A 26,063-nucleotide genomic window follows, 5' to 3' on the forward strand; every position below is an offset into this window, starting at 1 on the left:
ATGCACGGCCCGACACGGCGGGACCGATGCATGGACGGAAGCGGCGTCAGGCGGCCCGCTGCGCGCCGGCGTGTCCGTTTCGATCATCTTTTCGACCGTCCGGATCATTTTCAAAGCCTGTCCGGCGGGCGATAGTCGTCGGTCAGGCGGCGGCCTGCGCCCATCCGGTGCGCGGGCCGCCGTGCGAACGGCGCTGCCCGGCGCCGTCCCCCGAGGAGCAGGACATGACGAAGAGACACTGGATCGGGTCGTACGGCTCGATCCCCGCCGAGATCGATGCCGATCGCCATCCTTCCGTAACCGCGCTGCTGGACGACACGATGCGCCGCTTCGCCGAGCGTCCCGCGTTCCGCGCGTTCGGCCGCACGCTCACCTACGCCGACGTCGACCGCCTGTCGAGCGCGCTGGCCGCCTACCTGCAGCAGGTCGTGGGCGTGCGCAAGGGCGACCGCGTGGCCGTGATGCTGCCCAACGTGCTCGCGTTTCCGGTGGTGTTCGTCGCGCTCGCGCGGATCGGTGCGATCCAGGTCAACGTGAACCCGTTCTACACCGCGCATGAGCTCGAGCATCAGCTCAACGACGCGGGTGTCGAAGTGGCCGTGGTGTGCGGCGGCTCGATGGGCACGTTCGCCGACGTGGTCGGCAAGACGCGCATGCGGACCGTGCTGAGCGTGGGCCGCGGCGATCTCGGTATCGTCGATGCGCCGGCCGGCGCGTGCGACGCGCTGCCGCCCGGCTCGATCGCGCTCGCGGATGCGCTTGCCGCGGGCGAAGCGCTCGCCTTCGAGCCGGTCGCGCTCCGCGGCGACGATCTGTTGCTGCTGCAGTACACGGGCGGCACGACGGGGCTGTCGAAGGGCGCTGCGCTGTCGCACCGCAACCTGGTCGCGAACATCGAGCAGTTCGGCGCGATCGTGCCGGCCGCGCGGCGGCCGGGCGAGGAGGTCGTCGTCACGGCGATCCCGCTGTATCACATCTTCGCGCTGACGGTGAACTTCCTGTCCTACTTCGCGATCGGCGCGGAGAACTGGCTGGTCGCGAATCCGCGCGACATGGACGGCTTCATCGACGTGCTGAAGGACGCGCGGCCGTCGGTGTTCGTCGGCGTCAATACGCTGTATGCGGGGCTCGCCGGCCATCCGCGGCTGAAGGAGGTCGACTGGTCGCGGCTCAAGCTGTCGGCCGGCGGCGGCGCGGCGGTGATCGACGTGATCTCAGCGCGCTGGAAGGCGGTGACGGGCAACTTCATTCGCGAAGGGTACGGGCTGTCGGAAACGTCGCCGGTGGTCACGTTCAATCCGCAGTCGATCGACGCGTTCACGGGCACGACGGGCCTGCCGCTGCCGTCGACCGACGTGAAGCTGCTGGACGACCAGGATCGCGAGGTGGCGATCGGCGAAGCGGGCGAGATCTGCGTGCAGGGGCCGCAAGTGATGGGCGGCTACTGGCAGAAGCCGGAGGCGAATGCGACAGCCTTCACCGCGGACGGCTATTTCCGCACCGGCGACATCGGCGTGTTCGACGCGGCCGGCTTCCTGAAGATCGTCGACCGCAAGAAGGACATGATCATCGTGTCGGGCTTCAACGTCTATCCGAACGAGGTGGAAGCGGTCGCGACCGCACTGCCGGGCGTCGCCGAATGCGCATGCATCGGCGTGCCCGACGAGCGCACCGGCGAGGCCGTCAAGCTGTTCGTGGTGCTCGCGGCGGATGCGGCCGTGACCGAAGCGGAGATCGTCGCGCATTGCCGTGCCAACCTCGCGGCCTACAAGGTGCCGAAGCTGATCCGCCTGGTCGACCGGCTGCCGAAGTCGACGGTCGGCAAGATCCTGCGCCGGGAACTCAGCCGCGCCGACTGATGGTGCCGAAGCGCCGCGCACCCGGCGGCGCGCGGGCCGGTGCGCCGCATGCCGCGCATGTCCCGAAAGCCCGGTCCGGGCCGCTCCAGTACAATGCGAGCGGTTCGACCGATGGGGACGCGATGACCGGTTCAGACTCACCTTCCGCCCGGCCCGGGCGTGCGCTGCCGTCGCCGAGCGCGACGGTGCCGATCTCGCTCGTCAACGGTTTTCTGGCCAGCGCGGGCGCGCAGCGCGACGTGGTCGAGCGCTACCTGCGCGGCGCCGGCATTCCGCTCGAGCTGCTTGGCGAGCCGCATGCGCGCGTGACGGAAGAGCAGTTCTCGACGCTGTACCGCACGCTCGCGATCGACCTCGACGACGAGATGCCGGGCATCTTCTCGCGCCCGCTGCGCGGCGGCACGCTGAAGTACCTGTGCCTGAGCCTGCTCGATGCGCGCAACCTCGAAACGGCGCTGCATCGCTTCGGCCAGTTCTTCCATATCCTGCTCGACGACTTCTTCGTCGAATCGAGGCGCGACGGCCTGGTCGCGCAGGTGCTGCTGCGGCCGAACCCGGCCGTCGGCCCGATCGGCGCGCTCGGCCAGGAGCTGATGCTCAAGCTCGTGCACGGCGTGTGTTCCTGGCTGATCGGGCAGAAGATCCCGCTGCTGAAGATCGAGTTCGCGTGCCCGCGGCCGCGCCATGCGGTCGAGCATCTTTATTTCTTCTCCGGCTCCGTGCAGTTCGATTGCGAACGCACGCTGATGCGCTTCAGCGCCGACTACCTCGATGCGCCGATCCGGCAAAGCAAGCGCAACCTGCGCAAGTTCCTCGCGCGCGCGCCCGGCGACTGGATCTTCGAATCGTTCAGCGAACAGCTCGTGTGCCATCGCGTGCGGCAATACCTGTCGGCGGCGCTGCCCGACCTGCCGGTGATCGATCAGGCAGCCGAGCATCTGCATTGCTCGGTGCGCACGCTGAGCCGCCATCTGGCCGCCGAAGGCACGACGTTCCAGGCGCTCAAGGATGAACTGCGGCGCGACATCGCGATCCAGCGGCTCACCGACACGCTCGACACGATCGCGGCGATCGGCGCCGATATCGGCTTCGACGATCCGAGCGCGTTTCATCGCGCATTCCGCCACTGGACGGGGAGTACGCCGGGGACTTACCGGCGGCGCGCATAGCACGGGTTTTTCAAGCGCGCTCCCATAACCGGCATCCTTCGTGCGATCCCATGGATGGCTCCCCGTCGTTCCGGTACCGCGGATGTGCGTCGGCCCGTCACGCACTGCCGATGCGTGACGGGCCGACGGGTCATTGGGTCCACGCGCTGCTGAAACGGGCCGGTTGCCCGCTCCGCGCGCGTGGCCGCACTCAGGCTTTCAGTGCGCCGAAGATTTCATTGAGCATCGACTTCGCATCGCCGAACAACATGCGGTTGTTGTCCTTGTAGAACAGCGGATTGTCGACGCCCGCATAGCCGGACGCCATGCTGCGCTTCATCACGATCGACGTCTTCGCCTTCCACACTTCCAGCACCGGCATGCCGGCGATCGGGCTCGCCGGGTCGTCCTGCGCGGCCGGGTTCACGATGTCGTTCGCGCCGATCACCATCGACACGTCGGCCTCGGGGAAGTCGCCGTTGATCTCGTCCATTTCGAGCACGATGTCATACGGCACCTTCGCCTCGGCCAGCAGCACGTTCATGTGGCCCGGCATGCGGCCCGCGACCGGGTGAATCGCGAAACGCACGTCGACGCCCTTCTCGCGCAGCAGCTTCGTCAGTTCGAACACCGTGTGCTGGGCTTGCGCCACGGCCATCCCGTAGCCCGGCACGATGATCACGCGCTTCGCCTCGCGCAGCAGCTCGGCCGTTTCCGCCGCGCTCACCGCGACCGCTTCGCCGGCCGGCTGCGCAGCGCCGCCGGCTGCCGCCGGTGCGCCCGCGCCGCTGCCGAAGCCGCCCGCGATCACGCTGATGAAGTTGCGGTTCATCGCGCGGCACATGATGTACGACAGGATCGCACCGGACGAGCCGACCAGCGCGCCGATCACGATCAGCAGGTCGTTGCCGAGCATGAAGCCGGTGGCCGCCGCCGCCCACCCCGAGTAGCTGTTGAGCATCGACACCACGACGGGCATGTCCGCGCCGCCGATCGCCATCACCATGTGCACACCGAACAGCAGCGAGATCACGGTCATCACGGCGAGCGGCAGCATGCCGTCCTGGATGCTTTCCGCATGCAGGAACGCGCGGCCGTAGTAGATCACGATCAGCAGCGCGGCGAGATTCATCCAGTGCCGCGCCGGCAGCAGCAGCGGCTTGCCGCCGATCTTGCCCGACAGCTTGCCGAACGCGATCACCGAGCCCGCGAAGGTGATCGCGCCGATCAGGATGCCGACGTAGATTTCCACTTCATGGATGGCCTTCTCGGCGCCGGTGAGCTGCAGCGACGTGTCGATATAGCTCGCGAAGCCCACCAGGCAGGCCGCGAAACCGACCAGGCTGTGCATCAGCGCGACCAGTTCCGGCATCTGCGTCATCTGCACCTTCTTCGCGGCGTACAGGCCGACGGCACCGCCGACGACCAGCGCGGCGATCACGTACGGAATGCCCGCGGCCGACACGCGCGGACCGGCCACGGTGGCCAGCACGGCGATCAGCATGCCGATCATGCCGAGCAGGTTGCCGCGGCGCGCGGTCTCGGGATTGGCCAGCCCGCCGAGGCTGAGAATGAACAGGATCGCGGCGCCGATATAGGAGACGGTAGTCAGGTTGGAAGTCATTATTGTTGTCCCCTTATTTACGGAACATCGCCAGCATGCGCCGCGTGACCGCGAAGCCGCCGAACATGTTGACGGCCGTGAGCGTGAGCGCGCCCACCGCGAGACCGAGGATCAGCCCGGACGGACGATCGCCGGCGTTGGCCAGCTCGCCCAGCGGCGGCGCGACCTGCACGAGCGCGCCGATCGCGATGATCGACGAGATCGCGTTGGTCACGCTCATCAGCGGCGTGTGCAGCGACGGCGTGACGTTCCAGATCACCATGTAGCCGACGAAGCACGCGAGCACGAACACCGTGAAGTGCGACAGGAAGCTGGCCGGCGCGAACTGGCCGACCAGCAGGAACGCCAGCGCGCCGATCGCGAACACGATCGCGAGCGCCTTGGCCGACATCGGCTCGCCGCTGTGACCGTGGCCCTTGGACTTCGCCGGCGCGGCCGCGGCGGGGGCGGCCGCCGGCGGCTTGGGTGCGATGGCCGCCTGCTTGATCGGCGGCGGTGGCCACGTGACGTTGCCTTCCTTGATGACCGTGAGGCCGCGGATCGCGTCGTCGTCGAAGTCGACGTTGATCGTGCCGTCCTTGGTCTTGCACAGCTCCTCGACCACGCGCAGCAGGTTGGTCCCATACAGCGTGGACGACTGCCGCGACAGGCGCGACGCGAGATCGGTATAGCCGACGATGGTCACGCCGTGGCGCACGACCGCCTCGCCGGGCACCGTGAGTTCGCAGTTGCCGCCTTGTTCGGCGGCCATGTCGACGATCACGCTGCCGGGCTTCATCGACCGCACCATCTCGGCGGTGATCAGCTTCGGCGCCGGCTTGCCGGGGATCAGCGCGGTGGTGATGATGATGTCGGCATCCTTGGCCTGCTGCGCATACATCGCGCGCTGGGCCTGCTGGAAGCCTTCGCTCATCACCTTCGCGTAACCGCCGCCGCCCGAGCCTTCTTCTTCGTAGTCGACCTTGACGAACTCGCCGCCCAGCGACTTGACCTGATCGGCCACCTCGGCGCGCGTGTCGTTCGCGCGCACGATCGCGCCGAGGCTCGCGGCCGTGCCGATCGCGGCGAGGCCCGCGACGCCGGCACCGGCGATGAAGACCTTGGCCGGCGGAATCTTGCCGGCCGCCGTGACCTGGCCGTTCAGGAAGCGGCCGAACGCGTGGGCGGCCTCGATTACCGCGCGGTAGCCGCTGATGCCGGCCATCGACGTGAGCGCGTCCATCTTCTGCGCGCGCGACAGCGTGCGCGGCAGCGAATCGATCGCCAGCACCGTGGCGCGCTTCGCGGCCAGCTGCTGCATCAGTTCGGGGTTCTGTGCCGGCCACACGAAGCCGATCAGCGTGCCGCCTTCGCGCATCAGCGCGACTTCGTCGGCACTCGGCGGGCGCACCTTGAACACGATGTCGCTGCCGGACCAGAGCTCGGCCGCCGTGGCGGCGATGCTCGCACCGGCTGCGCGGTACGTATCGTCGTCAAAATTCGCGCCGGCACCGGCGCCGCTTTGGACGGTCACCGAAAACCCCAGCTTGATCAGTTTCTCGACCACTTCCGGTACGGTCGCAACGCGCCGTTCGCCGGTGGCTGTCTCCAGAGGAATCCCAATCTGTAATGTCATAGTATGAAAGATGGGTGATGGCCGTCGCGATGCGCTCGGGCCGGTGCGTCAAGGTACCAGAATCGTGTGTGTGTTTAGTGGATCACGCGAGAGTTTGCGTCAAGAAATGAAACGATCGTTCGCTGGGTGCGAACAGAGTATGCCTTATAACGACGGCACTATCGAGGATGCGAGCGCATCGAGTGCGTCGGGCGCCTCTGCAGTTGTACTGTTGCGTTTTATCCACGCGCGGGCCGTATCGCATCGGCCGAACGGATGTCGACGAGGTGCGCAGACTGCCGCTGTCGTGGTGCGACGTCGTTGCGTGACCCGGCAGGCGCGCGACGGCACCGCACGAGTTTCCCATAGCCGGCTTCCTTTGAGGGTTCCCATGGCCGGCTTCCGTCGGCGGTCCTGGCGTTGAATCGGATCACGCACACCGGGCACGATCCGGCTGATCTCGACACGCAGGCGCGTCATTCGTCAGCGGCCTGAAGCCATCCCGACCGACCGGTAGGCCAATGCCCGGCTGCTGACGACGGACCGCTGACCACCGACCGCAGGCGGCCTGCCAGCCTGTCGCGTCGATTACCCGATCAATTGAGCAGACACCAGATCGCGAGGAACGGCGCGTCGCCCGAACGCATCGCATGCAGTGCACCACGCGCGTTGTGGATGCCGCCGCCGATCCCGGGATCGAACCACGCGCCGTTTTGCTGCCGGAATTCACCGGTGGTCATGAGCACGTACGCTTCCTCCGGTGCGTGGCCATGATCCGGATATCGGACGTTGGGCATCATCAGCGAGAAGCCGAGCTGGATGTCGTCGCGGCTTTCCGCACCGCCGGGCCCGCAGATCATCCCGTTCACGTGCCCGTCGATGTAGTTCGGACTGCCGTCCTTTCCCGACGTGCGACGCGACCAACCCACCTCGGGCTCGAGCGACTTGATCAGTTGCGCGACGGTGGCGAACGTCGGGTCGACGCGCGCGACCGACTCGAGCGCGCGGTCGAGCCAGTCGCATGCGGGGTAGCGCGCCGCGAGCCGTGTTCCGTTGTCCGACGGCGTCTGCAGCCGGGCGAATACTTGCGGCGCGAACGCGCGCGCGGCGGGTGGCAGCTTGTCCGACTGGAACAGCTCGCCGGCGATCCGGACGAAATCCGCGATGTTCTTCGGGCGTTCACTCATGCTGGTCTCTGCTCCTGCGGCCACTTGGCTTGATGAAACGAAAGTCTACGCAGAAACGCGCGGGTCCTGAAAGCGAAAAAGGGCGTCCGATTTGGCACCGGCCGCCATGCATGCGCCGCTGTTGACGTCCGGCCCGCGGCCCGCATCGCCTTCTTTACAGCCAGTCGGTTTCGAACGCGCAGTCGGTCAGCGACACGCAGCCGTGCTCGGTCAGCACGACCTGCTGTTCGAGCTTGACGCCCTGGCTGCCGCCTTGCGCGCCGATATAGCTTTCGACGCAGACCGTCATACCGATCTCGAACCGGCCGTCGTAACCCGCGCTGTCCCAGTCGACCTGGTGCGCGATCGACGGATACTCGTCGACCATCCCGATGCCGTGCGCCAGGCAGCAGTAGCGGTTCTCCACGAACGGGTCGGGGATCTTCCACGCCTTTTCCGAGAACTCGCGGAACGTCATGCCGGGCCGCAGCAGATCCATGTTGAAATGCACCTGTGCATACGCGTATTCGTACAGCTTGCGTTGCTCGTCCGACGGGCGGCCGTCGCCGACGAGCCAGGTACGGGAGATGTCGGAGCAATAACCGTTCGGCCCGACCATGTCGGTATCGAACGCGAGCAGGTCGCCCGCCTCGAGCACCCGCGACGAACACTCGTGCATCCACGGATTCGTCCGGTCGCCGGACGCGAGCAGGCGCGTTTCGATCCATTCGCCGCCATGGCGGATGTTCTCGTAATGCAGGTTCGCCCAGATGTCGTTCTCGGTCAGACCCGGGCGCAGTTCGCGCCGCATCCGCTCGATCCCTTTCTCGGCGGTGCGCAGCGATTCGCCGATCAACACGAGCTCGCCCGACGACTTGATGAGCCGGGCGGTTTCCATCAGCGCCTGGCCGTCCGTCAGCGTGAGTCCGTGCTTCTCCAGATACGCGGTGCCGAACGGATCGAGGCGATCGACGGCCAGGAAGCGCTCGCCCGGCGCGTGCTTGCGGAACACGTCGACGATTTCGGCGCCCCACGTCTCGGCGCGCTGCTCCGCATCGGGGCCGGCGTTGAAGTAGGTCCAGCTGACCGCACCGCGCAGTTCCACATCGAGATTCAGGCCGTCCCACACGTGCTCGCTGCTGTGGAATTCCCACGCGACGATGCGCCCGGTGGCGAACACCATCACGTAGCGTGCGGGGTTGCGCCCGGCCCACACCTGCATGTTCGACGTATCGGTCGCGTAGCGAATGTTGACCGGGTCGTACAGCAGGATCGCCGGGATCTTGTGCGCGAGCAGTTGCTCCTGAACCCGGGCCAACCGGTATGCGCGTACGTCGCGCAAGACGGCATCCTTGTCATGCGAATTAATAGCACTGCTTACATCTAGGAGCTGATCGCCCGCCATACTGTGCCTCCTGGGGTTGTTCTGATGGTGCGTTTGCAGGGAACGCGGCGTGAGCGCGTCGGCGTGATCCGGGCTCTTGTGGAAGGGCCCGTGTCCGTGCCGCGCGCGGTTGCCGACGGACTAGAGTTCCAGCACGAGGTCCGACGTCGGGCGGCTGCAGCAGAGCAGCCGGAAGCCTTTCTGGACTTCCCGGTCGCGAATCCCGCCGTTGTGCTGCATGTCCACCGTGCCTTCGAGCACCTTGGTCTTGCACGTGCCGCAGATGCCCTGGCTGCAGGACGACGGAATCGCAAGGCCCGCCTTTCTCGCCGCCGACAGCACGGTGTCGGTGGCGTGCATCGTAAATGTCTTCGACGAACGCGACAGCTTGACCGTGAAGGTTTCCGACGACGCTTCGGATGCCGGTTCGACAGGTGCCGACGCGACGCCGGCGCTGATGTCGAAGCTCTCCTGGTGATAGCGCGCGGGATCGTGACCGCCGCCGCGCAGCAGGTCGCGTACCGCATTCATGTAGCCGGCCGGGCCGCAGGTAAATGCTTCGCGCTCGGCGTAGTCGGGCACCTGTTCGGCAAGCAGCGGCAGGCTGAGCCGGCCAATCGGTCCCGGCCAGTGCGCTTCGTCGCCGGCGCCTTCACAGACGAAGAACGTGCGCAGGCGCGGCGAAAGCGCCTCGAGCCGCCGCAGCTCGTTGCGGAACACGATATCGGCAGGCGTTCTCGCGCTGTGGACGAACACGATGTCCAGGTCGAGCCCGAGGTCGATGCTCGCGCGCGTCATCGACATCAGCGGCGTCACGCCCGAGCCGGCCGACAGGTACAGCAGCTTGGCGGCGGGTGCCGCGGTCGGCGTGAAGCTGCCCGACGGACCGTAGGCCAGCAATCGGTTGCCAGGCTCCATGTTGTCGTGCAGCCAGTTCGACACGACGCCGCCGGGAACCCGCTTCACCGTGATGGACAGCAGATAGGGGCGGGTCGGCGGAGACGAGATCGTGTAGCAGCGCTCGACCGACTGGCCGTGGACGTCCGCCGACACGGTCATGAACTGGCCGGGTTCGAAGCGAACGGGCGAGCCGTCGCCCACGCGGAACTCGAAGCTTTTGACGTCGTGCGTCTCGTCGACGACGCGGCAGCACGTCAGCACCTGCTGTTCGCCGCTCGCCCAGGTTCTTCCAGTGCTGTCCCACGTGCCGGGATGGGAGAGTCGGTCGTGTGCTTCGAGGGCGGGATCGAACATTCTGTCTACGGAGTTCATGGCATTGCTTCCTTGGGGCGCGCGGCACGCTCGACGTGCACGCTGTCATTCGCGAAGGCCGGGCTTCGATGACGGGCCTCTGTCGTGCCGCGTTCCGATGTCTCGCTCCATGCCCGGAGTACCTTCGCTGTGGCCCGAGTATTGGCATGCACTAAAACAGCGTCAATGCGCTTTATTTTCCGGCCGCCATTACATTAGGTTATGCGTGGCGCGCGTCCACGCGGCCAGTGCCGCGGCGGCAACGATCGGGCGCTTGCCGACGCGGATTTCGTTCGCGATGACGCGATGCGAGCCCGTGGGGGCGGATGATGCTTCGCGCTTGCCGCAGGCAGCGCGCGCCGCAGTCGATATGTCGATGCGTTGTGGTTGGGGACGGATCGCGATGGTCGGTCGCCCGACTTTCCCACCCGGCCATGTCATGCCGGCCGAATCGCGTGTCCCACGCAGCTTGTTCCTCTAACATCCGGGCTGGGAGCGCCTGGATCACCCTCCGGGCGGCCTCGGGAGGGGGAAGTCGCCTGCCGATCGCGGCCCGTCGAGCCGGTCTCGAGGCCGGTACCGATCCTCGCGGGGTAAGCAGTTTCCCGCATTAGACACATTGAAGTCTTGACGAATACAATTTGTATACAGACGATGCATGCAACAGGAGAGCACATGAAGGCGAATCTCGTGGACACCGAACGTGACGATGCGCAGTCGCCGTCGCTGGATCGCAAGGCGGTTCTGGCGCAGACGCTTCGACACCGGATCCTCAGCATGGAGCTCCAGCCCGGGGCGACGCTGGACGAGGTGGCACTCGGCGAGGAATTCGGGCTGTCCCGTCCGCCGGTGCGCGAATTGATGCGGCAGATGGCGGCCGAGGGCTATATCGAGCTCGAAGCCAATCGCGCCGCGCGGGTCGCGTCGATGAACTACGACTCGTTGCGCAACTATTTCCTGGCCGCGCCGCTGATTTACGTGGCGACGACCAAGCTGGCCGCGATGCATGCGACCCAGGGGGAAATCGACGGGCTGAAGCGTATCCAGGAGCGGTTTCGCGCGGCGGTGGAAAGCGGCGGGGTGGACGAGCGGGTGCTGCAGAACGACGAGTTTCACCTCGCGATCGGCAAGATGGCCCACAACCCGTACCTGCTGCCGAGCCTGTGCCGCCTGCTGATCGATCATGCGCGGCTCGCGAAGACGTTTTATCAACCGCGCGACGAGAAGATGGAAGCCGAGCTCGTCGAGGCGGTTCAGCAGCACGACGCGATCATCGACGCCATCGAGCGCCGCGACGCACAGGCTGCCGGAGAGATCGTGAGCGCGCACGTCTACCTGGCGCGCAGAAACATGGCGTCGTACGTGGCGCCCGAAGGTGTCGACGTATCGATTGATTTTTAGTACCACGAACCGAGCCGCTGATTCGGTTCCTCATGAAACCCTGTATCGATGAGAGACTGATATGACTGAGTTGCTGTCCCGGAGCGAGTATCAACGGATCGCTCGCGAGTTGAATCTGCCGCGCAGTGTCGTGATCGACGGCGAGGCCCACGCGGCGCGGTCGGGTGCCACGTTTGCCACGATCAACCCGGCAACCGGGGGCCGTCTCGCCGACGTGCCGGCGTGCGCGAAGGAGGACGTCGATGTCGCGGTCGCCGCCGCCCGCGCCGCGTTCGACGACGGCCGCTGGTCGAAGCTGCATCCGGCCGCGCGCAAGCAGGCGATTCTCCGGCTGGCGGACCTCGTCGAGAAGCATGCGCTCGAGCTTTCGGTGATGGAGAGCCTCGACAGCGGCAAGACGATCTTCGATTGTCAGACGGTCGATATCCCGGAAACGGTCAACGTGCTGCGCTGGCATGCGGAAGCGATCGACAAGATCTACGACCAGGTGTCGCCGGCCTCCGACGGTCATATTTCGATGATCGTGCGCGAACCCGTCGGTGTCGTCGGTCTGGTGCTGCCATGGAATTTCCCGCTGCTGATGCTCGCGTGGAAAATCGGTCCGTCGCTCGCGGCCGGCTGCACGCTGGTCGTGAAGCCCGCCGAGGAGACGTCGCTCACGACGATGCGGGTCGCCGAGCTGGCGCTCGCGGCCGGCATTCCGCCCGGCGTATTCAACGTCGTGACCGGCACGGGCCCGGCGGTCGGCGAACCGATCGGCCGCCATCGCGACATCGACATGGTGTCCTTCACCGGGTCCACCGACACCGGCCGGCGCTTCCTGTCGTACTCGGCCGAGAGCAACCTCAAGGAGGTCGTGCTCGAGATGGGCGGGAAAAATCCGTGCGTCGTGATGGCCGATGCGACCGATCTCGATGCCGTCGCGAGTCACATCGTGAACGGCGCGTTCTGGAACATGGGCGAAAACTGCTCGGCGATTTCGCGGCTGATCGTGCATCGTGATATCAAGGCGCCCTTGCTGGAGAAGATCACGAAGCTGGCCGACGAATGGCATGTGGGCGACCCGCTCGATCCGGCCAACCGGATCGGGCCGCTGGTGTCCGCGCAGCATTACGAGAAAGTGCAGTCGTATCTGGGTGGCGACACCACCGTGCTGTACGGCGGGCAGACGAGCGAAGGCCGTTATGTCCATCCGACCATCATCGACGTCGCGAACAACGACGCGAAGCACGCACGCGAGGAAATCTTCGGACCGATCCTGTCCGTCATCACGGTGGACGGCATGCAGGAGGCGATCGACATCGCGAACGATACGGACTACGGCCTTGCGGCGTCGGTATTCGCCGGAAACGGCAAACGCGCGATGCGTGCGGCACGTGCGGTTCGCGCAGGCACGGTGACGGTGAACGCATTCGGCGAAGGCGACATCACGACCCCGTTCGGCGGCTTCAAGCAGTCGGGCTTCGGCGGACGCGACAACTCGCTGCACGCCCATGACCAGTACACGCAGCTCAAGACCCTCTGGGTCGACCTGAACATTAACGAAGCGGACGAGGCATAACGACATGAAAGACTTTGCTTTCCCTGGCATCAACCTGGCAATCAGTACTCCTTTCGATGAGAACGGGAAACCGGATCATGCGCGCCTTGAGCAACTGATCGAGCGCTATCTCGCGGTGGGCATCGAGGGCTTCGTGCTGAGTTCCGGCACCGGCATGCACGTGTATCTGTCGCAGGAGGAATCGAAGGCGCTGGTCGCGTTCGGCGCGAAGGTTATCAACGGGCGCGCGCGCATCATCGCGCAGACGTCCGCGCTGCTCGTCGACGATGTCGTCGAGCGCACGCGTCACGCGGCCGATTGCGGTGCGGGCGGCGTGATGGTGCTGCCGCCGTTCTTCGAGGGGCCGACCGACGATGACGGCGTGTTCGAGTTCTACGCCGCCGTCGCGCGCGCCGGGCTGCCGATCATCGGCTACAACGTGCCGCAGGCGGTCGGGGTCGAGATCACGCCGTCGCTGCTGCACCGGCTGTGCCAGATTCCCGAATTCCTCGCGGTCAAGGACAGTAGCGGCGACCTGGCGAAGCAGGCCGCGCTGGTCCGCACGGGGCTGCCGATGATGAACGGTGCCGATCCGCTCGTGCCGTATGCGATGTATGCCGGCGTCAGCGGCCTGATCTGGGGCGGTGCCAACTTTGCACCGAAGACCTGCCTCGAACTCGTCGAGGCCGCGCAGGAACGTCGCTGGGTCGACGCGCGGGAAATCTGGCGACTGCTGGAGCCCGCGATGTCGCTGATCTGGGAAGGCGACTACGTGCAGTCGGTCTACGCCGCGGCCGAGATGACCGGCTACGGCGCGGGCAATCCGCGTCGCCCGCTGTCGCGCCTGTCCGCCGCGAAGCGCGACGCATTGCAGACCGCTGTCGGCGCGCTGGTCGAGCGCGAACGGCAAGCCGTGTAACGGAGCGGGTGAACCATCATGTTCGTAGCGAGCAAACTCCCGCAGCATCTCGGCAAGTCCGGCTGGGTCGAGATGCTGCCCCCGCGGACGCCGCGCGCGCCGCTCACCGGCACGGTGAACGCCGACATCGCGATCATCGGCGGCGGGTTCGCGGGCCTGTCCGCGGCGCGGCGCCTGTCGCAACTCGATCCGCGCGTCAAGGTCGTCGTGCTGGAGGCCGGCGAAGTCGCCGAAGGTGCGACGGGCCGCAATTCGGGCTTCATCATCGACTTGCCGCACGAAGTATCGTCGGAAGACTATGGCGGCTCGGGCAGCGACGAGCGGCGGCACGACATCCAGGTGCACCGGATGGCGATCGCAATGGCACGCGATCTGGCGCTCGAGAAGGGCTGGGGCAAGGACATTTTCGACCCGTGCGGGAAGTACAACGTCGCAATGGGGCCGCGGGGCGACAAGCACGTCGCCTCTTATGCGGTCCAGCTCGATAAGGTGAACGAACCATATCGTCTGCTCGATGCAGGAGAGATCGCGACGGTCACCGGCACGACGTCGTTCACGTCGGCGATCTTCACGCCCGGCACCGTGATGATCCAGCCGGCCGCCTACATCCGGGGCCTCGCCGATTCCTTCGGCGACCCGATCAGGCTTTTCGAGAATACGCCCGCGCTGTCGCTCGAGCGGCAGGGCGCATCGTGGCGCATCAAGACCCCGAACGGTGCGGTCAACGCCGGCAAGATCATCTTGGCGAACAACGGGCACGCGCAGAGTTTTGGCCTGTTGCCGGGCGTGCTGCTGCATGTCTACACGTACGCATCGATGACGAAGGCATTCGATCCGTCGCGGCTCGGCGGCGAGCGCGCCTGGGCCGCGACGCCCGCGTTCCCGATGGGGACCACGGTGCGTCGCGTGCGCGGCGACGACGGCGACCGGATCCTGATCCGCTCGCGCTACACGTACAACCCGCGGCTGCAGGTGACCGAAGGCGCGATCGCACGCGCGGGCCGCGTCCACGACCGCAAGTTCGACGCGCGTTTCCCGATGCTCAGGGGCGTGCCGATGGAGTACCGCTGGGCAGGCGCGATGGCGCTGACGTGGAACGGCGTGCCGGCGTTCGGCGAAATCGAGCCGGGCATCTTCGCGGCGATCGCATGCAATGGCGTCGGCGCGACGAAGGCGACCGCGTCGGGCATCGCGGCCGCCGAGGCGGCGCTGGGAATGGACTCGTGGCTCGTGCAGGTGTTCCGCGGGTTCGCGGCGCCGAAGCGGTTGCCGCCGCAACCGTTTCTGACGATCGGCGCGACGGCCAACCTGAGCGTCAAGGAATGGTCGGCCGGCATCGAATGAAGGACAACCCCCGACACGCCGGCCTATCGGCAGGCCTTCCGGCGGGCATCGGACTGATGGAGAATCAAATGGACTGGATACACACGTTTCCGCACATGCAGGACGACGCGCTTCTGAACATGAAGCGCTCGATCGACGACGGTTTCCGCGCTTTCACCGCCGCGTACGGCGACCCGATCGACGCGGCGTTCCAGCCGCTTCAGCAATTCCTGACGGCGGCCGAGCACTTCATGACGCGCACCCCGTGGCCGGTCATCATGCTGCTGGTGCTCGCGGTCGCATGGGTGGCGAGCCGGAACTGGAAGATCGTCGCCGGCTGCTTCGTCACGCTTGCCGCGATCGGCTACCTCGACATGTGGGAGGACACGATGCGAACCGTGTCCATGATTTTCGTTTGCACGTTCCTGTCGATCCTCATCGGCTTGCCGATCGGCATCCTGATGGCGAAGTCGAACCGGATCCGCAAGCTGGTCGACCCGGTGCTCGACGTGATGCAGACCATGCCGAGTTTCGTCTACCTGATTCCAGTCGTGATGCTGCTCGGCATCGGTCGCGTGCCCGGCCTCATCGCGGTCGTGATCTATGCGATCCCGCCGATGATCCGCCTGACCAATCTCGGGATCCGGCTGGTCGACGTGGACATCATCGAAGCCGCCGACGCGTTCGGTTCGTCGGGCTGGCAGCGGCTCGTGAAGGTGCAGCTGCCGCTCGCGCTGCCGACCATCATGGCAGGCGTCAACCAGACCATCATGATGGCGCTCGCGATGGTGGTGGTCGCCGCGATGATCGGTGTGCAGGGGCTTGGCCAGCCGGTACTGAAGGCCATCGCCAACCAGTACTTCACGCTCGGTATCTTCAACGGCCTCGCGATCGTCGGCATCGCCGTCATCTTCGACCGCGTCAGCCAGGCCTACGGCAAGCGTCTTCAAAAGCATCAGGAGGTGGTCCATGGCTGACATCCAGTCCGGCGGCATCGCGATCCGCAATCTCTACAAGATCTTCGGGCCGAAAGCCGCGTCCCATGTCGATGCCGTCAAGAACGGCTTGTCCAAGGCCGAACTGCTCGCGCAGACCGGCCACGTGCTGGGGCTGAGGAATATCAACCTCGACATTCCCGCCGGTTCCATCCAGGTGATCATGGGCCTGTCCGGCTCGGGCAAGTCGACGCTGATCCGCCACATCAACCGGCTGATCGACCCGACGGCCGGCGAGGTGCTGATCGGCGGCGTCGACGTGTGCCGGATGAAACTGAAGGAGCTGCGCGAATTCCGCCGGCGCCAGACGGCGATGGTGTTCCAGAAGTTCGCACTGCTGCCGCATCGAAACGTGCTCGAGAACGTGATCTACGGTCTCGAAGTGTGCGGCGTGGCGCGCGACACGTCGGTCGACACGGCGATGCGATGGCTCGAACGCGTGGGGCTGAAGGGCTTCGAGCAACGCTATCCGAATCAGCTGTCCGGCGGCATGCAGCAGCGCGTGGGCCTCGCTCGCGCGCTGTCGATGGACGCGCCCGTGCTGCTGATGGACGAAGCGTACTCGGCGCTCGACCCGCTGATCCGGATGGACATGCAGACCGTGCTGCTGGATCTGCAGAAGGAAATCCGCAAGACGATCGTCTTCATCACGCACGACCTCGACGAGGCGCTGAGGCTCGGCGACCAGATCGCGATCCTGCGCGACGGCAACATCGTCCAGCAGGGCACGAAGCAGGACATCGTGCTGCGCCCGGCCGACGAGTACGTGACCAACTTCGTCAGGCAGGTGAATCGCGGGCGCGTGGTCTGCGTCGAGGACGTGATGGCGCCGCTGCGCACGGGCGCGTCGGTGGTCGGGGCGCACGTCGCGGCCGGAACGACGCTCGAAAGCGCGCTGTCGATGCTCACGCGCGATCCGGGCATCGATCGCCTGACGGTCGTCGGCGAAGGCAACCATCCGCTCGGCACGGTCGACCTGCGCCAGCTCGCCTGCGCGCTGGCGACGCCGGAGGACGCGACCGACCTGCCGCACGTGCAGCCGGACGCGCGTGCGCGCGTGGAGGCCTCCGTCGCGGCGGTCCGCGGGTGAGCGCACCCGTGACGCTCGCGCAAGACCACTGACCCACATCTCGCCATCAGGCCGGCGATTCGAACGATCGCATGTGCCCGCAGTAATGCGCTCGACCGTGTCCGGTTCGGACCGAACACGGAAGGGCGTACAGACCAACGCATACCGGGGAAGGTCCGGCAACTTTGAGGAAACGGCAATGAAACTGACATCTCTTCGCGCACTCGCCGCAGTTGGCGTTTTGTTCGGCGGCTCGCACGCCTACGCTGCCGGTTGCGGAAACGTGACGATCGCCAACATGAACTGGCAAAGTGCCGAGCTGGAAGCGGCCGTCGACAAGGCGATCCTCGGCGAAGGCTACGGCTGCCAGGTCAACACCGTGATCGGCGATACCGTGCCAACGATTACGTCGATGGTCGACAAGGGCAAGCCGGACATCGTGTCGGAAGGGGCCATTGCATTGCTGCCGGCGATCGTGCAGCGCGGGATCGACGAGAAGAAAATCGTGATGGGCGCGAAGACCATTCAGGAAGGCGCAGTCTACGGCTGGTATATCCCGAAGTACGTCGCGGATGCGCATCCCGACATCAAGACGATTCCGGATGCGCTGAAGCACCCCGAACTGTTCGCCGACCCTGAGAATCCCGGCAAGGGCGCGATCTACAACGGCCCGCAAGGCTGGGGGATCACGACCAATACGACGCAACTATATAAGGCGTACAAGGCGCAGCAGGCCGGGTTCCGGCTGATCGATACGGGGTCGGCGGCGGGGCTCGACGGATCGATTGCGAAGGCCTACGAACGCAAGAAGCCCTGGCTCGGCGTCTACTGGGCACCGACGTCCCTGCTCGGCAAGTATCAGATGGTGAAGCTCGACGCCGGCGTGCCGGTCGATCAGGCGGAATGGAAGCGCTGCACGACGGTCGCGAACTGCCCCGATCCGAAGCCGACGGGCTGGCCGGTCGGTGAGTTGTATACGCTGGTGTCCAAGTCGTTCGCGGACAAGGCCAATCCGGACGTGATGAAGTATCTGAACACGCGCAGCTTCAAGACCGCGGACCTGCAACAGGTGATGCTCTGGATGACGACCAACCAGGCCACCGGCGACGACGGCGCGAAGCGCTTCCTGAAGGAAAAGCAGGACGTGTGGACGAAGTGGGTGACGCCGGCTGCGGCCGAGAAAATCAAGGCGTCGCTGTAAGGCGAAACCGAAGCTCGGGATCGTCACGCCTGCCAAGCGGTTCAAACACCGACGGGCGCGCGGCACGGATTGCCGCCCGCTCGTCGGTGACGTATCCGAAGCTGGTCACTCATACTCAACCAACAGGTTCACGGTGAAGCGGGCATGGACGGTGCAAAAGGTTATCGGCGACTCATTCCTTCGTTGACGGCGCTGGTGGAGTTCGAGGCCGTCGCCCGGCTGCGCAGCTTCACGCAGGCCGCCGCCGAACTGGGTGTCACGCAGGCTGCGGTCAGCCGGCAGATCCGTCTGCTGGAGGAATTGCTCGGCGTGCGCCTGCTGGACCGCCTGCATCGCGCGACGACGCTGACGGCCGAAGGCGCGGCGCTTTACGCGGTCGTGGCCGAGGCGATGGGCAAGATCGCCGGCGTGTTCGACCGGCTGTCGACCGGCATCGAAGACGAGGAGCTCGTGCTCGCCACGACCGCGGCGTTCTCGCATTTCCGGCTGATGCCGAGTCTCGCGCGGCTCAAGGAACTGCACCCGAACCTGCGTATCCGTCTCACGACGACGATGTTTACCGCCGATCTGCGCCACACCGAAGTCGATGCGGTGGTTCGCTGGGGCGACGGCAAGTGGCGCGACGGCACCGCGCATCTGCTGTTCGACGAGCAGGTGTTTCCAGTCTGTTCGCCCGCTTGGCGAGACCGGTACGGTACGCCGGATTCGCTGGACGAGCTCGCGAACATGACCTTCATCGAGGAAGACTCGACGTCTGAAGGCTGGCTGAGCTGGGACAAGTGGTTCCGGGCCGTCGGCGCGCGTCCGGCCAAGCTCAGGTACGGCGTGCGCACGTGCCTGTATCCGGACGCGGTTCAGGCGGCGTTGCTCGGGCAAGGTGTCGCGCTCGGCTGGAGCCGGCTGCTCCACGAGCATCTGGCGTCGGGTGATCTGGTGCGCCTGATGGACGTGTCGCTGCCGTTGAGCGACGCGTATTACGTGGTGGTGCCGCACGGGCGCTCGGTCACGCCGTCGATTCAGAAGCTGATCGACCTGTTGAAGGACGACGCCGGTGTCGCATGATGTGCGCGGGCGGAAGGAATCCGCGTGCGTTCCTGCGCGGTTCAATTAATTAATCATCCTTATCACTGACGCGGTTTCGCCGCCTGGGCGAACTGCCTTGTCCCGCGTCCCGCGAACTTCGAGCGAACTTGCCCGATGGCGCGGGATTTTTTTTGCGCGCAAGCCGCACCGAAGTCGCCCTGAAAGACCGGGTCCAGCCCTCACCGCCGACCCATAATCCAATGTAATGAAGCGGGGAAAATAAAGCGCATTGACGCGTTTTTCCGGCAATCCAATACTGCGGCTAGCGCGGGACCGATTCAGGTCCCGCTTCCCCATCAACGTTGGAGAAGACGATGTCAGACGTTCAATTGAAGCCCCTTGGCGAACTCGTGCGCAGCCGTGAGCCCGGCTGCGGAATGCCTGGGGAAGTGTTCAGCCGGCCCGATGTATTCGAGACGGACGTCGACATCTTCTTCCACAAGCACTGGATCGTGGTCGGCGTGACCGCCGACGTTCCGGAGCCGGGTGACGTGTCGGTCGTCGACATCGGCAACGCGTCGGTCATGATCGTGCGCGACGACGACGAAGCCATCCGCGCATATCGCAACGTGTGCCGCCACCGCGGCGCGCGTCTGAAGGAAGAAGGGAAGTCGACGGTCGGCATGCTCGTGTGTCCGTACCACCAGTGGACCTACGACCTCGACGGCAGCCTGCGTCACACCAAGCACATGGGGAAGGACTTCGACAGCACCTGCCGCAATCTCCTGCCCGTGCATGTGAAGGTGGTCGGCACGCACGTGCTCGTGTGTTTTGCCGACGAGCCGCCGGCCGACATTGCACACCTCGAGGGGACGATGGGGCCGCGCTTCGCGCCATACGAGCTGCAGAACACGAAGATCGCGTTCGAGTCGGAGATCGTCGAGGACGGCAACTGGAAGCTCGTGATGGAGAACAACCGCGAGTGCTACCACTGCGAGGCCGGGCACCCGGAGCTGACGCAGTCGTTCCTGCCCGAGTCGACTGGTTCGAGTGCGGACGACATGGACGAGGCGTCGCTGAAGGCCCAGCAAGCCTACGAGAAGCTCAATGCCGACACGCAGCGCAACTGGGAAAACGAAGGGTGGCTGTGCAAGGCGGTCGAAGCGCTGTCCGGCGACGTCGCGACGCATTTCCGCACCGAGCGGCTGCTGATCGCCGGTCACGGCGAGTCGCAGACGATGGACACCAAGGTGGCCTCGCAGAAGCTGCTGGGCAAGCTCACGCGCCGCGACCTCGGCGACACGCACATGTGGACGCACAACTCGTGGACGCACGTGATGAGCGACCACGCGATGATCAGCTACATCATCCCGCTCACGCCGGAAAAGACGCTGGTCCGCACGAAGTGGCTCGTGCATGCGGACGCGGTGGAGGGCGTGGACTACGACCTGACGAAGCTGACCGAGGTCTGGGTCGCGACGAATGCGCAGGACGCGAGCCTGGTGGCGATCAACCATCGCGGCGCGAAAGACCCGGGCTACATTCCGGGCCCGTACTCGCCGTCCACCGAAAACTACGTCGACCAGTTCGTCGACTGGTATGCGGGGCGCCTCGACGCACACGGGATCTGACGTGCGGCGCGTCGCGCGAACGCGCGTGGCCGGAGCCCGTGCACGACTGTCCTTACGTGCACTGCTCCGCCGGCACGGACGCGGCGGCGCGCGGCGCCCGCTTGCGCGTCGCGAGCCAGCACAGCACCGAGCCGCCGCACACGCAGAACGCGCCGCTCCAGAAGCCGGACGACAGCGACGCATCCAGCAGCAGCGCGGCGAGGCCGGCCGAGATGACCGGAATGAAGTACGACACGCCGGCGAGGAGCGCGACGTTGCCGCGCATGATGCCGATATTCCACGCCGAATAGCCGAAACCCATCGCCGCCGATGCGAGCACGAAGCTGGCGAGCGCATTGAAGCCGAACACGATCGTATGCTCACCGTCGAGCAGATATTTGATCCACAGCGACAGCGCGACGAGGATGAAGAACAGCGTGATGCCGTTCTTGCCATTCGCAATCCTGATCGTCACGGTGCAATAGGCGGCCCAGATCAGCGAGCCGGCGAAGGCAAGCCCGTAGCTGAGCGGGTTGTCGACGACATTGGCCACCATGCCGGCCGTATCGAAGCCGTGCTCGCCGCCGAGCACCCAGCCGACGCCGGCCATCGCGAGGATCACGCCCGGCACGATCAGCAGGTTCGCGCGCTGGCGGAGAAAGAGGATCGCGAACACCATCGTGAAGGTCGGCCACAGATAATTGACCATGCCGACCTCGATCGCCTGGCGCGCCGTGTGCGCGTTGCCGATCGACAGCGACAGGCACCATTCGTACGCGACGAACAGCACGCTGCCCCACAGCAGGTAGCGGCGCGGGAAATCGCCGAGCCGCGGCAGCCCGGTCGTCACGAGCAGCAGTGCCGCCGCCCCCGTGTAGATCATCGCGGCGCCGCCGGTTGCGCCGAAGCTGTCGCTGACACCGCGAATCAGCCCTACCACCGAACTCCATAAAACGATTGCGACGAATCCGATCAGCGTCGCCCTGTTCCTGCTGCTCATGCCTGTTTCCTGCCGATACCGGGTGAATACGTTGTGCCGGGCCGATTGCCCGGCAGATGTGACAAACCGGCCGCGATCGCTCGTGGCGACCGCGGCCGGCATACGGGTGCTGCGTGTCGATGAGATTATGCGCTGCGGGCCGGTACGTCGATCCAGATGGTCTTGATCTCGGTGTACTGGTCGTGCGCCCAGATCGACTTGTCGCGGCCGCCGAAGCCGGAAGCCTTGTAGCCGCCGAACGGGGTCGTGATGTCGCCTTCGCCGAAACAGTTCACCGTCACCACGCCGGCCTGGATCGAGCGCGACAGGTGAATCGCGTCGTTCAGGTTGCTGGTGTAGACCGATGCCGCGAGCCCGTAGACCGAATCGTTCGCGAGCGCGATCGCCTCGTCGGTGTCCGTGAAGGTCGTGACGGCCAGCACGGGCCCGAACACTTCCTCCTGGAACAGCGTGTGGTCGCGGCTCACGCCGTCCACCACGGTCGGCTCGACGAAGATGCCGTTCTCGGTCGAACCGCCGAACACCACGTCGAGCTTGTCCGCGCCGGCCTGGTCGAGGTACGTGCGGACCTTGTCGAAGTGCGCCTTGCTGATCAGCGAACCGACGCGGTGCTCGGGATCGAGCGGGTCGCCCATCTTCCATTCGCGCATCTGCACGCCGATGCGCTCGAGCAGCGCCGACTTGATGTCGGCATGCACGATCAGGCGCGACGACGCCGAGCAGTTCTCGCCCATGTTCCAGAACGCGCCGTTCACGACATGCTGCGCGACCGCGTCGAGGTCCGCGACGTCGCGCATCACGACGGCCGGGTTCTTGCCGCCGCATTCGAGCACGATCCGCTTCAGGTTCGATTCCGCCGCGTAGTGCAGGAAGCGCCGGCCGGTCGCGGTCGAACCGGTGAAGCTGACCATCGCGACGTCCGGGTGGCGGCCCAGCGGCTCGCCGACTTCCTTGCCGCCGCCCGGCACCACGTTGAACACGCCGGCCGGCACGCCGGCCTCGTGCGCGAGTTCGGCCACGCGCAGCGCGGTCAGCGTGGTTTCCGTCGCCGGCTTCACGACGATCGAGCAGCCTGCCGCCAGCGACGGGCCGATCTTCCACGCCAGCATCAGCAGCGGGAAGTTCCACGGCAGCACCAGGCCGACCACGCCGATCGGCTCGCGCACCACCAGTGCGAGCGCGTTCGAGCCGACCGGCGCGGTGTTGTCGTAGATCTTGTCGATCAGCTCGGCGTGCCAGCGGATCGTGTGGATCGTCTCCGGCACGTCGATGTTCTGGCATTCGCGGATCGGCTTGCCGCTGTCGAGGCTTTCCATCGTCGCCAGTTCGTGCGCGTGCTGTTCGAGCAGGTCCGCGAACTTCAGCAGGATGGACTTGCGCTGCGACGGCGGCAGCTGCCGCCAGCGGCCGTCGGCGAACGCCGCCTTCGCGCGTGCGACTGCATCGTCCACGTCGCTGGCGTCGCACGCAGCGACATGCGCGAGCACCTGATCGGTGGCCGGGTTGACCGTCGCGAACGTCTTGCCGGCGTTGGCGGGGCGAAATGCCCCGTCGACGAAGGCCTGCGTCGGCAGTTTCAGTTCGGCCGCGAGGGCCGCGTATTGCGATGCGCTGAGCAGTTCCGCCATCAGGCCTGGCCTCCGACGACCGCCGCGATCTCGCGCTTCACGTCGGCGACGATCTGCTTGAGGGTCGCCTTGTTCGCTTCGTCGAGCGGCTGGAGCGGGGCGCGCACGCCGCCGCTGCGCAGGCCGACGAGTTCGCTGCCGTACTTGATCGACTGCACGAACTTGCCCGCGTCCTCGAGGAAATCCATCAGCGGCATCATTGCCGACATGATGCGGCGGCCCTTGCGGAAGTCGTTCTCGACCACGCAGGCCTGGTGCAGCGCGACGTGTTCCGCCGGCAGGAAGTTCGAGCCCGCGCAGACCCAGCTGCTCGCGCCCCACGCGAAGAATTCGAGCGCCTGGTCGTCCCAGCCGCACGACACGCTGATGTTCGGGAATTCGCGCGCGAGCATGTGGAGCTGCGCCGTGCTGCCTGAGCTTTCCTTGATCGCGACGAAGTTCTTCGACGCAGCGGTGACGGCGCGGAAGAACGCGCGGCCCATCGACACGCCCATGCGCGCCGGGTAGTTGTAGAGCATCACCGGCAGGTCGGCGGCGCGGTCCACCGCGATCGCGTGCGCGGCGTTTTCCTGCTCGGTCGGCAGCGCATACGGCGGCGAGCCGACCAGGATCGCATCGGCCTTGATCTCTTTCGCGGACTTCGCGTATTCGACCGAATCCTCGGTGCGGATCGCGCCGGTGCCGATCACGAGCGGCACGCGCGTGCCGATCACCTGCTTCGCGTACGCGCCGAGCTCGATGCGCTCCTGCATCGTGTGGGCGTAGTACTCGCCGGTCGAGCCGCCGATGATGATGCCGTGCACGCCGGCGCCGATCAGGTATTCGAGGACCTCGGCGAACGCCGCCTTGTCGATGCCGCCTTCGGCGGTCAGGGGCGTGATGGCCGGCGTGTAGATGCCGTTGAAGTTCATGATGTGCTCCCGCTGGAATGAAAGTAAGCGTTGCGTGGGAAATGCCGACGCCGCGACCGTCGCGGCGTGCGTGAAATACGGGTCAATGACTGAGCGAAGCGGCTTCCTGCAGCGACAGCGATGCCGTTTCGGGCGCGAGCGCGACCGAGGCCAGCAGGCCGACGAACGACACGGCCGCCGCCGCGTACATCGTGTTGCCGATGCCGATGTTCTGCAGCGCGATCGGGACGAGCCAGGTGCCGACCGCCGCGCCGATGCGCGACAGCGACGCGCCCATGCCGACCGCGAACGCGCGGATGTCGGTCGGGAAGATTTCGTTCGGATAGACGAGCTGCAGCACCTGCGCGCCGCCGATCAGCAACGCGTATGCGCCGAACAGCACCAGGATCAGCAGGGCCGAGCCGTTCGAGCACGCGCCGAGCGCCAGCAGCGCGAGCGCCGACCACAGGAAGCTGTGGATCACCAGCGCGCGGCGGCCGAGCGTGTTGATCACGCGCGTGGCGAGCGCGCAGCCGACCACGAACAGCAGCGTGATGGCCACCGAACCGTACGCTTCCCAGTCGCCTTCGAGGTGCAGCGCCTGCAGCACGCGCGGCGCGAACGAATAGACCGCGAACACCGGGATCACCGAGCAGGTCCAGAACAGCACCACGAACAGCATGCGCTTGCCGTAGCCCGAGTGCAGCAGCGCGCCGAGCGAGATCTTCCGGTCGACCGGCTCTTCCGGCAGGTTGCGGATCGAGAACGACGGCCCGTACACCTTGCGGATCACCGCGTCGGCTTCCGCCTTGCGGCCCTTGTTGAGCAGCCAGCGCGGCGATTCCGGCGTGCCGATGCGCACCAGGAACAGCGCGACGCCGATCACGGCCGGGCTCGCGAGCACCCAGCGCCACGCGTCGGGGCCGGCCTGCGCGAGCAGGATGTTGCCGACGATGTACGCGAGCGCCGCGCCGAAGAACCAGATGATGGTCAGCATCGCGAGGCGCGGGCCGCGGTACTTGCGCGGCATGAATTCGGTCAGCAGCGATCCGGCCACCGGGTACTCGATGCCGACGCCGATGCCGGTGATGAAGCGCAGGACGAACAGCGCCTCGCCCGATTGCACCCACAGCTGCGCGATCGAGCAGACGATGAACAGCACGGGGCCGAAGAAGTAGGGCCGGCGGCGACCCATCCGGTCGGTCAGCCAGCCGCCGAGGAAGCCGCCGACGAAGATGCCGAGCAGCGCCGACGCCGCGATCATGCCTTCCCAGAAGCTGGTCAGGTGCAGCGCGGCCGAGAATTGCACCATGGCCACGCCGATGATGCTGAGCACGTAGCCGTCCATGAGCCAGCCGCCGCCCGAGCGTATCGTGAGCAGCTGGTGAAATCCGTTGAGCGGTACGTCTTCGATGGATACCGTCGTTTTTGCCATTGG

Annotated in this window: 20 protein-coding genes; 11 read left to right on the top strand and 9 right to left on the bottom strand. The window is 66.1% G+C overall.

The window, feature by feature from the left end:
* The first annotated feature begins 224 nt into the window (after positions 1–224).
* Both AC1Z3W_RS15535 and AC1Z3W_RS15540 read left to right on the top strand, forming a co-directional pair.
* Positions 225–1,859: an AMP-binding protein gene (locus AC1Z3W_RS15535; RefSeq protein ID WP_057927689.1), complete on the top strand. Its 1,635-nt coding sequence runs from the start codon at positions 225–227 to the stop codon at positions 1,857–1,859.
* Positions 1,859–3,028 carry an AraC family transcriptional regulator gene (locus AC1Z3W_RS15540; protein WP_483507926.1) on the top strand — a complete coding sequence of 390 codons (1,170 nt, stop codon included), beginning with the start codon at positions 1,859–1,861 and terminating at the stop codon, positions 3,026–3,028. Before AC1Z3W_RS15535 ends, AC1Z3W_RS15540 begins: the two co-directional genes overlap by 1 nt.
* 190 nt (positions 3,029–3,218) lie before the next feature.
* Here AC1Z3W_RS15540 and pntB read toward each other — a convergent pair whose 3' ends face one another.
* From pntB to AC1Z3W_RS15565, 5 genes are all read right to left on the bottom strand, one after another.
* Positions 3,219–4,631, bottom strand: a complete 1,413-nt coding sequence (pntB, locus tag AC1Z3W_RS15545; RefSeq protein WP_483507927.1) for a Re/Si-specific NAD(P)(+) transhydrogenase subunit beta — start codon at positions 4,629–4,631, stop codon at positions 3,219–3,221.
* A gap of 13 nt (positions 4,632–4,644) precedes the next feature.
* On the bottom strand, positions 4,645–6,246 hold the full coding sequence (locus AC1Z3W_RS15550) for a Re/Si-specific NAD(P)(+) transhydrogenase subunit alpha (protein ID WP_483507929.1): 1,602 nt from the start codon (positions 6,244–6,246) through the stop codon (positions 4,645–4,647).
* Between the two features lie 575 nt (positions 6,247–6,821).
* Positions 6,822–7,412, bottom strand: coding sequence for a dimethylsulfonioproprionate lyase family protein (locus AC1Z3W_RS15555; RefSeq protein ID WP_483507930.1), 591 nt, complete (start codon positions 7,410–7,412; stop codon positions 6,822–6,824).
* 154 nt (positions 7,413–7,566) lie between these two features.
* Positions 7,567–8,796 (bottom strand): M24 family metallopeptidase, encoded by a 1,230-nt coding sequence (locus tag AC1Z3W_RS15560; RefSeq protein ID WP_124834473.1) that lies wholly within the window; start codon positions 8,794–8,796, stop codon positions 7,567–7,569.
* A gap of 120 nt (positions 8,797–8,916) precedes the next feature.
* Complete coding sequence (locus tag AC1Z3W_RS15565; RefSeq protein ID WP_124834472.1) at positions 8,917–10,047, bottom strand: FAD-binding oxidoreductase; 1,131 nt, start codon at positions 10,045–10,047, stop codon at positions 8,917–8,919.
* A gap of 654 nt (positions 10,048–10,701) precedes the next feature.
* Here AC1Z3W_RS15565 and AC1Z3W_RS15570 point away from each other — a divergent pair.
* From AC1Z3W_RS15570 to AC1Z3W_RS15610, 9 genes are all read left to right on the top strand, one after another.
* Positions 10,702–11,427, top strand: coding sequence for a GntR family transcriptional regulator (locus AC1Z3W_RS15570; RefSeq protein WP_057927697.1), 726 nt, complete (start codon positions 10,702–10,704; stop codon positions 11,425–11,427).
* Between the two features lie 61 nt (positions 11,428–11,488).
* A complete protein-coding gene (locus AC1Z3W_RS15575; protein ID WP_483507931.1) occupies positions 11,489–12,988 on the top strand; it encodes an aldehyde dehydrogenase family protein in 1,500 nt (499 codons plus the stop codon).
* Positions 12,989–12,992: 4 nt separating this feature from the next.
* On the top strand, positions 12,993–13,886 hold the full coding sequence (locus AC1Z3W_RS15580) for a dihydrodipicolinate synthase family protein (protein WP_483507932.1): 894 nt from the start codon (positions 12,993–12,995) through the stop codon (positions 13,884–13,886).
* An 18-nt stretch (positions 13,887–13,904) separates the two neighbouring features.
* Entirely contained in the window at positions 13,905–15,230 is a 1,326-nt protein-coding gene (locus AC1Z3W_RS15585; protein ID WP_483507933.1) for an NAD(P)/FAD-dependent oxidoreductase, read from the top strand.
* A gap of 68 nt (positions 15,231–15,298) precedes the next feature.
* Entirely contained in the window at positions 15,299–16,186 is an 888-nt protein-coding gene (locus AC1Z3W_RS15590; protein ID WP_057927701.1) for an ABC transporter permease, read from the top strand.
* A complete protein-coding gene (locus AC1Z3W_RS15595) occupies positions 16,179–17,294 on the top strand; it encodes a quaternary amine ABC transporter ATP-binding protein (RefSeq protein ID WP_124834468.1) in 1,116 nt (371 codons plus the stop codon). The genes AC1Z3W_RS15590 and AC1Z3W_RS15595 overlap by 8 nt, the downstream gene beginning before the upstream one ends.
* 178 nt (positions 17,295–17,472) lie before the next feature.
* A complete protein-coding gene (locus AC1Z3W_RS15600) occupies positions 17,473–18,474 on the top strand; it encodes a glycine betaine ABC transporter substrate-binding protein (RefSeq protein ID WP_057927703.1) in 1,002 nt (333 codons plus the stop codon).
* A gap of 144 nt (positions 18,475–18,618) precedes the next feature.
* Positions 18,619–19,536: a LysR substrate-binding domain-containing protein gene (locus AC1Z3W_RS15605; RefSeq protein ID WP_057927704.1), complete on the top strand. Its 918-nt coding sequence runs from the start codon at positions 18,619–18,621 to the stop codon at positions 19,534–19,536.
* A 335-nt stretch (positions 19,537–19,871) separates the two neighbouring features.
* Positions 19,872–21,128 (top strand): aromatic ring-hydroxylating oxygenase subunit alpha, encoded by a 1,257-nt coding sequence (locus AC1Z3W_RS15610; protein ID WP_124834467.1) that lies wholly within the window; start codon positions 19,872–19,874, stop codon positions 21,126–21,128.
* 52 nt (positions 21,129–21,180) lie between these two features.
* On the opposite strand, the gene yddG is transcribed toward AC1Z3W_RS15610, so the two are convergent.
* The 4 genes from yddG to AC1Z3W_RS15630 all read right to left on the bottom strand — a co-directional run bounded on the left by yddG (position 21,181) and on the right by AC1Z3W_RS15630 (position 26,060).
* Positions 21,181–22,107: an aromatic amino acid DMT transporter YddG gene (gene yddG, locus AC1Z3W_RS15615; protein WP_483507934.1), complete on the bottom strand. Its 927-nt coding sequence runs from the start codon at positions 22,105–22,107 to the stop codon at positions 21,181–21,183.
* Between the two features lie 125 nt (positions 22,108–22,232).
* Positions 22,233–23,735 carry an aldehyde dehydrogenase gene (locus tag AC1Z3W_RS15620; protein WP_483507935.1) on the bottom strand — a complete coding sequence of 501 codons (1,503 nt, stop codon included), beginning with the start codon at positions 23,733–23,735 and terminating at the stop codon, positions 22,233–22,235.
* Positions 23,735–24,646, bottom strand: a complete 912-nt coding sequence (locus AC1Z3W_RS15625; RefSeq protein ID WP_483507936.1) for a dihydrodipicolinate synthase family protein — start codon at positions 24,644–24,646, stop codon at positions 23,735–23,737. The genes AC1Z3W_RS15620 and AC1Z3W_RS15625 overlap by 1 nt, the downstream gene beginning before the upstream one ends.
* Before the next feature lie 82 nt (positions 24,647–24,728).
* Complete coding sequence (locus AC1Z3W_RS15630) at positions 24,729–26,060, bottom strand: MFS transporter (protein ID WP_483507937.1); 1,332 nt, start codon at positions 26,058–26,060, stop codon at positions 24,729–24,731.
* Positions 26,061–26,063: the final 3 nt, after the last annotated feature.

The sequence above is a fragment of the Burkholderia sp. 10_S31 genome (assembly GCF_056930375.1).

Coding starts and splice junctions, on each gene's coding strand:
- AC1Z3W_RS15625 (WP_483507936.1), bottom strand. CDS start 24,646: ATGAACTTCAACGGCATCTACACGCCGGCCATCACGCCCCTGACCGCC.
- pntB (WP_483507927.1), bottom strand. CDS start 4,631: ATGACTTCCAACCTGACTACCGTCTCCTATATCGGCGCCGCGATCCTG.
- AC1Z3W_RS15605 (WP_057927704.1), top strand. CDS start 18,619: ATGGACGGTGCAAAAGGTTATCGGCGACTCATTCCTTCGTTGACGGCG.
- AC1Z3W_RS15600 (WP_057927703.1), top strand. CDS start 17,473: ATGAAACTGACATCTCTTCGCGCACTCGCCGCAGTTGGCGTTTTGTTC.
- AC1Z3W_RS15620 (WP_483507935.1), bottom strand. CDS start 23,735: ATGGCGGAACTGCTCAGCGCATCGCAATACGCGGCCCTCGCGGCCGAA.
- AC1Z3W_RS15595 (WP_124834468.1), top strand. CDS start 16,179: ATGGCTGACATCCAGTCCGGCGGCATCGCGATCCGCAATCTCTACAAG.
- AC1Z3W_RS15555 (WP_483507930.1), bottom strand. CDS start 7,412: ATGAGTGAACGCCCGAAGAACATCGCGGATTTCGTCCGGATCGCCGGC.
- AC1Z3W_RS15580 (WP_483507932.1), top strand. CDS start 12,993: ATGAAAGACTTTGCTTTCCCTGGCATCAACCTGGCAATCAGTACTCCT.
- AC1Z3W_RS15570 (WP_057927697.1), top strand. CDS start 10,702: ATGAAGGCGAATCTCGTGGACACCGAACGTGACGATGCGCAGTCGCCG.
- AC1Z3W_RS15585 (WP_483507933.1), top strand. CDS start 13,905: ATGTTCGTAGCGAGCAAACTCCCGCAGCATCTCGGCAAGTCCGGCTGG.
- AC1Z3W_RS15565 (WP_124834472.1), bottom strand. CDS start 10,047: ATGAACTCCGTAGACAGAATGTTCGATCCCGCCCTCGAAGCACACGAC.
- AC1Z3W_RS15610 (WP_124834467.1), top strand. CDS start 19,872: ATGTCAGACGTTCAATTGAAGCCCCTTGGCGAACTCGTGCGCAGCCGT.
- AC1Z3W_RS15575 (WP_483507931.1), top strand. CDS start 11,489: ATGACTGAGTTGCTGTCCCGGAGCGAGTATCAACGGATCGCTCGCGAG.
- AC1Z3W_RS15535 (WP_057927689.1), top strand. CDS start 225: ATGACGAAGAGACACTGGATCGGGTCGTACGGCTCGATCCCCGCCGAG.
- AC1Z3W_RS15550 (WP_483507929.1), bottom strand. CDS start 6,246: ATGACATTACAGATTGGGATTCCTCTGGAGACAGCCACCGGCGAACGG.
- AC1Z3W_RS15590 (WP_057927701.1), top strand. CDS start 15,299: ATGGACTGGATACACACGTTTCCGCACATGCAGGACGACGCGCTTCTG.
- yddG (WP_483507934.1), bottom strand. CDS start 22,107: ATGAGCAGCAGGAACAGGGCGACGCTGATCGGATTCGTCGCAATCGTT.
- AC1Z3W_RS15560 (WP_124834473.1), bottom strand. CDS start 8,796: ATGGCGGGCGATCAGCTCCTAGATGTAAGCAGTGCTATTAATTCGCAT.
- AC1Z3W_RS15630 (WP_483507937.1), bottom strand. CDS start 26,060: ATGGCAAAAACGACGGTATCCATCGAAGACGTACCGCTCAACGGATTT.
- AC1Z3W_RS15540 (WP_483507926.1), top strand. CDS start 1,859: ATGGTGCCGAAGCGCCGCGCACCCGGCGGCGCGCGGGCCGGTGCGCCG.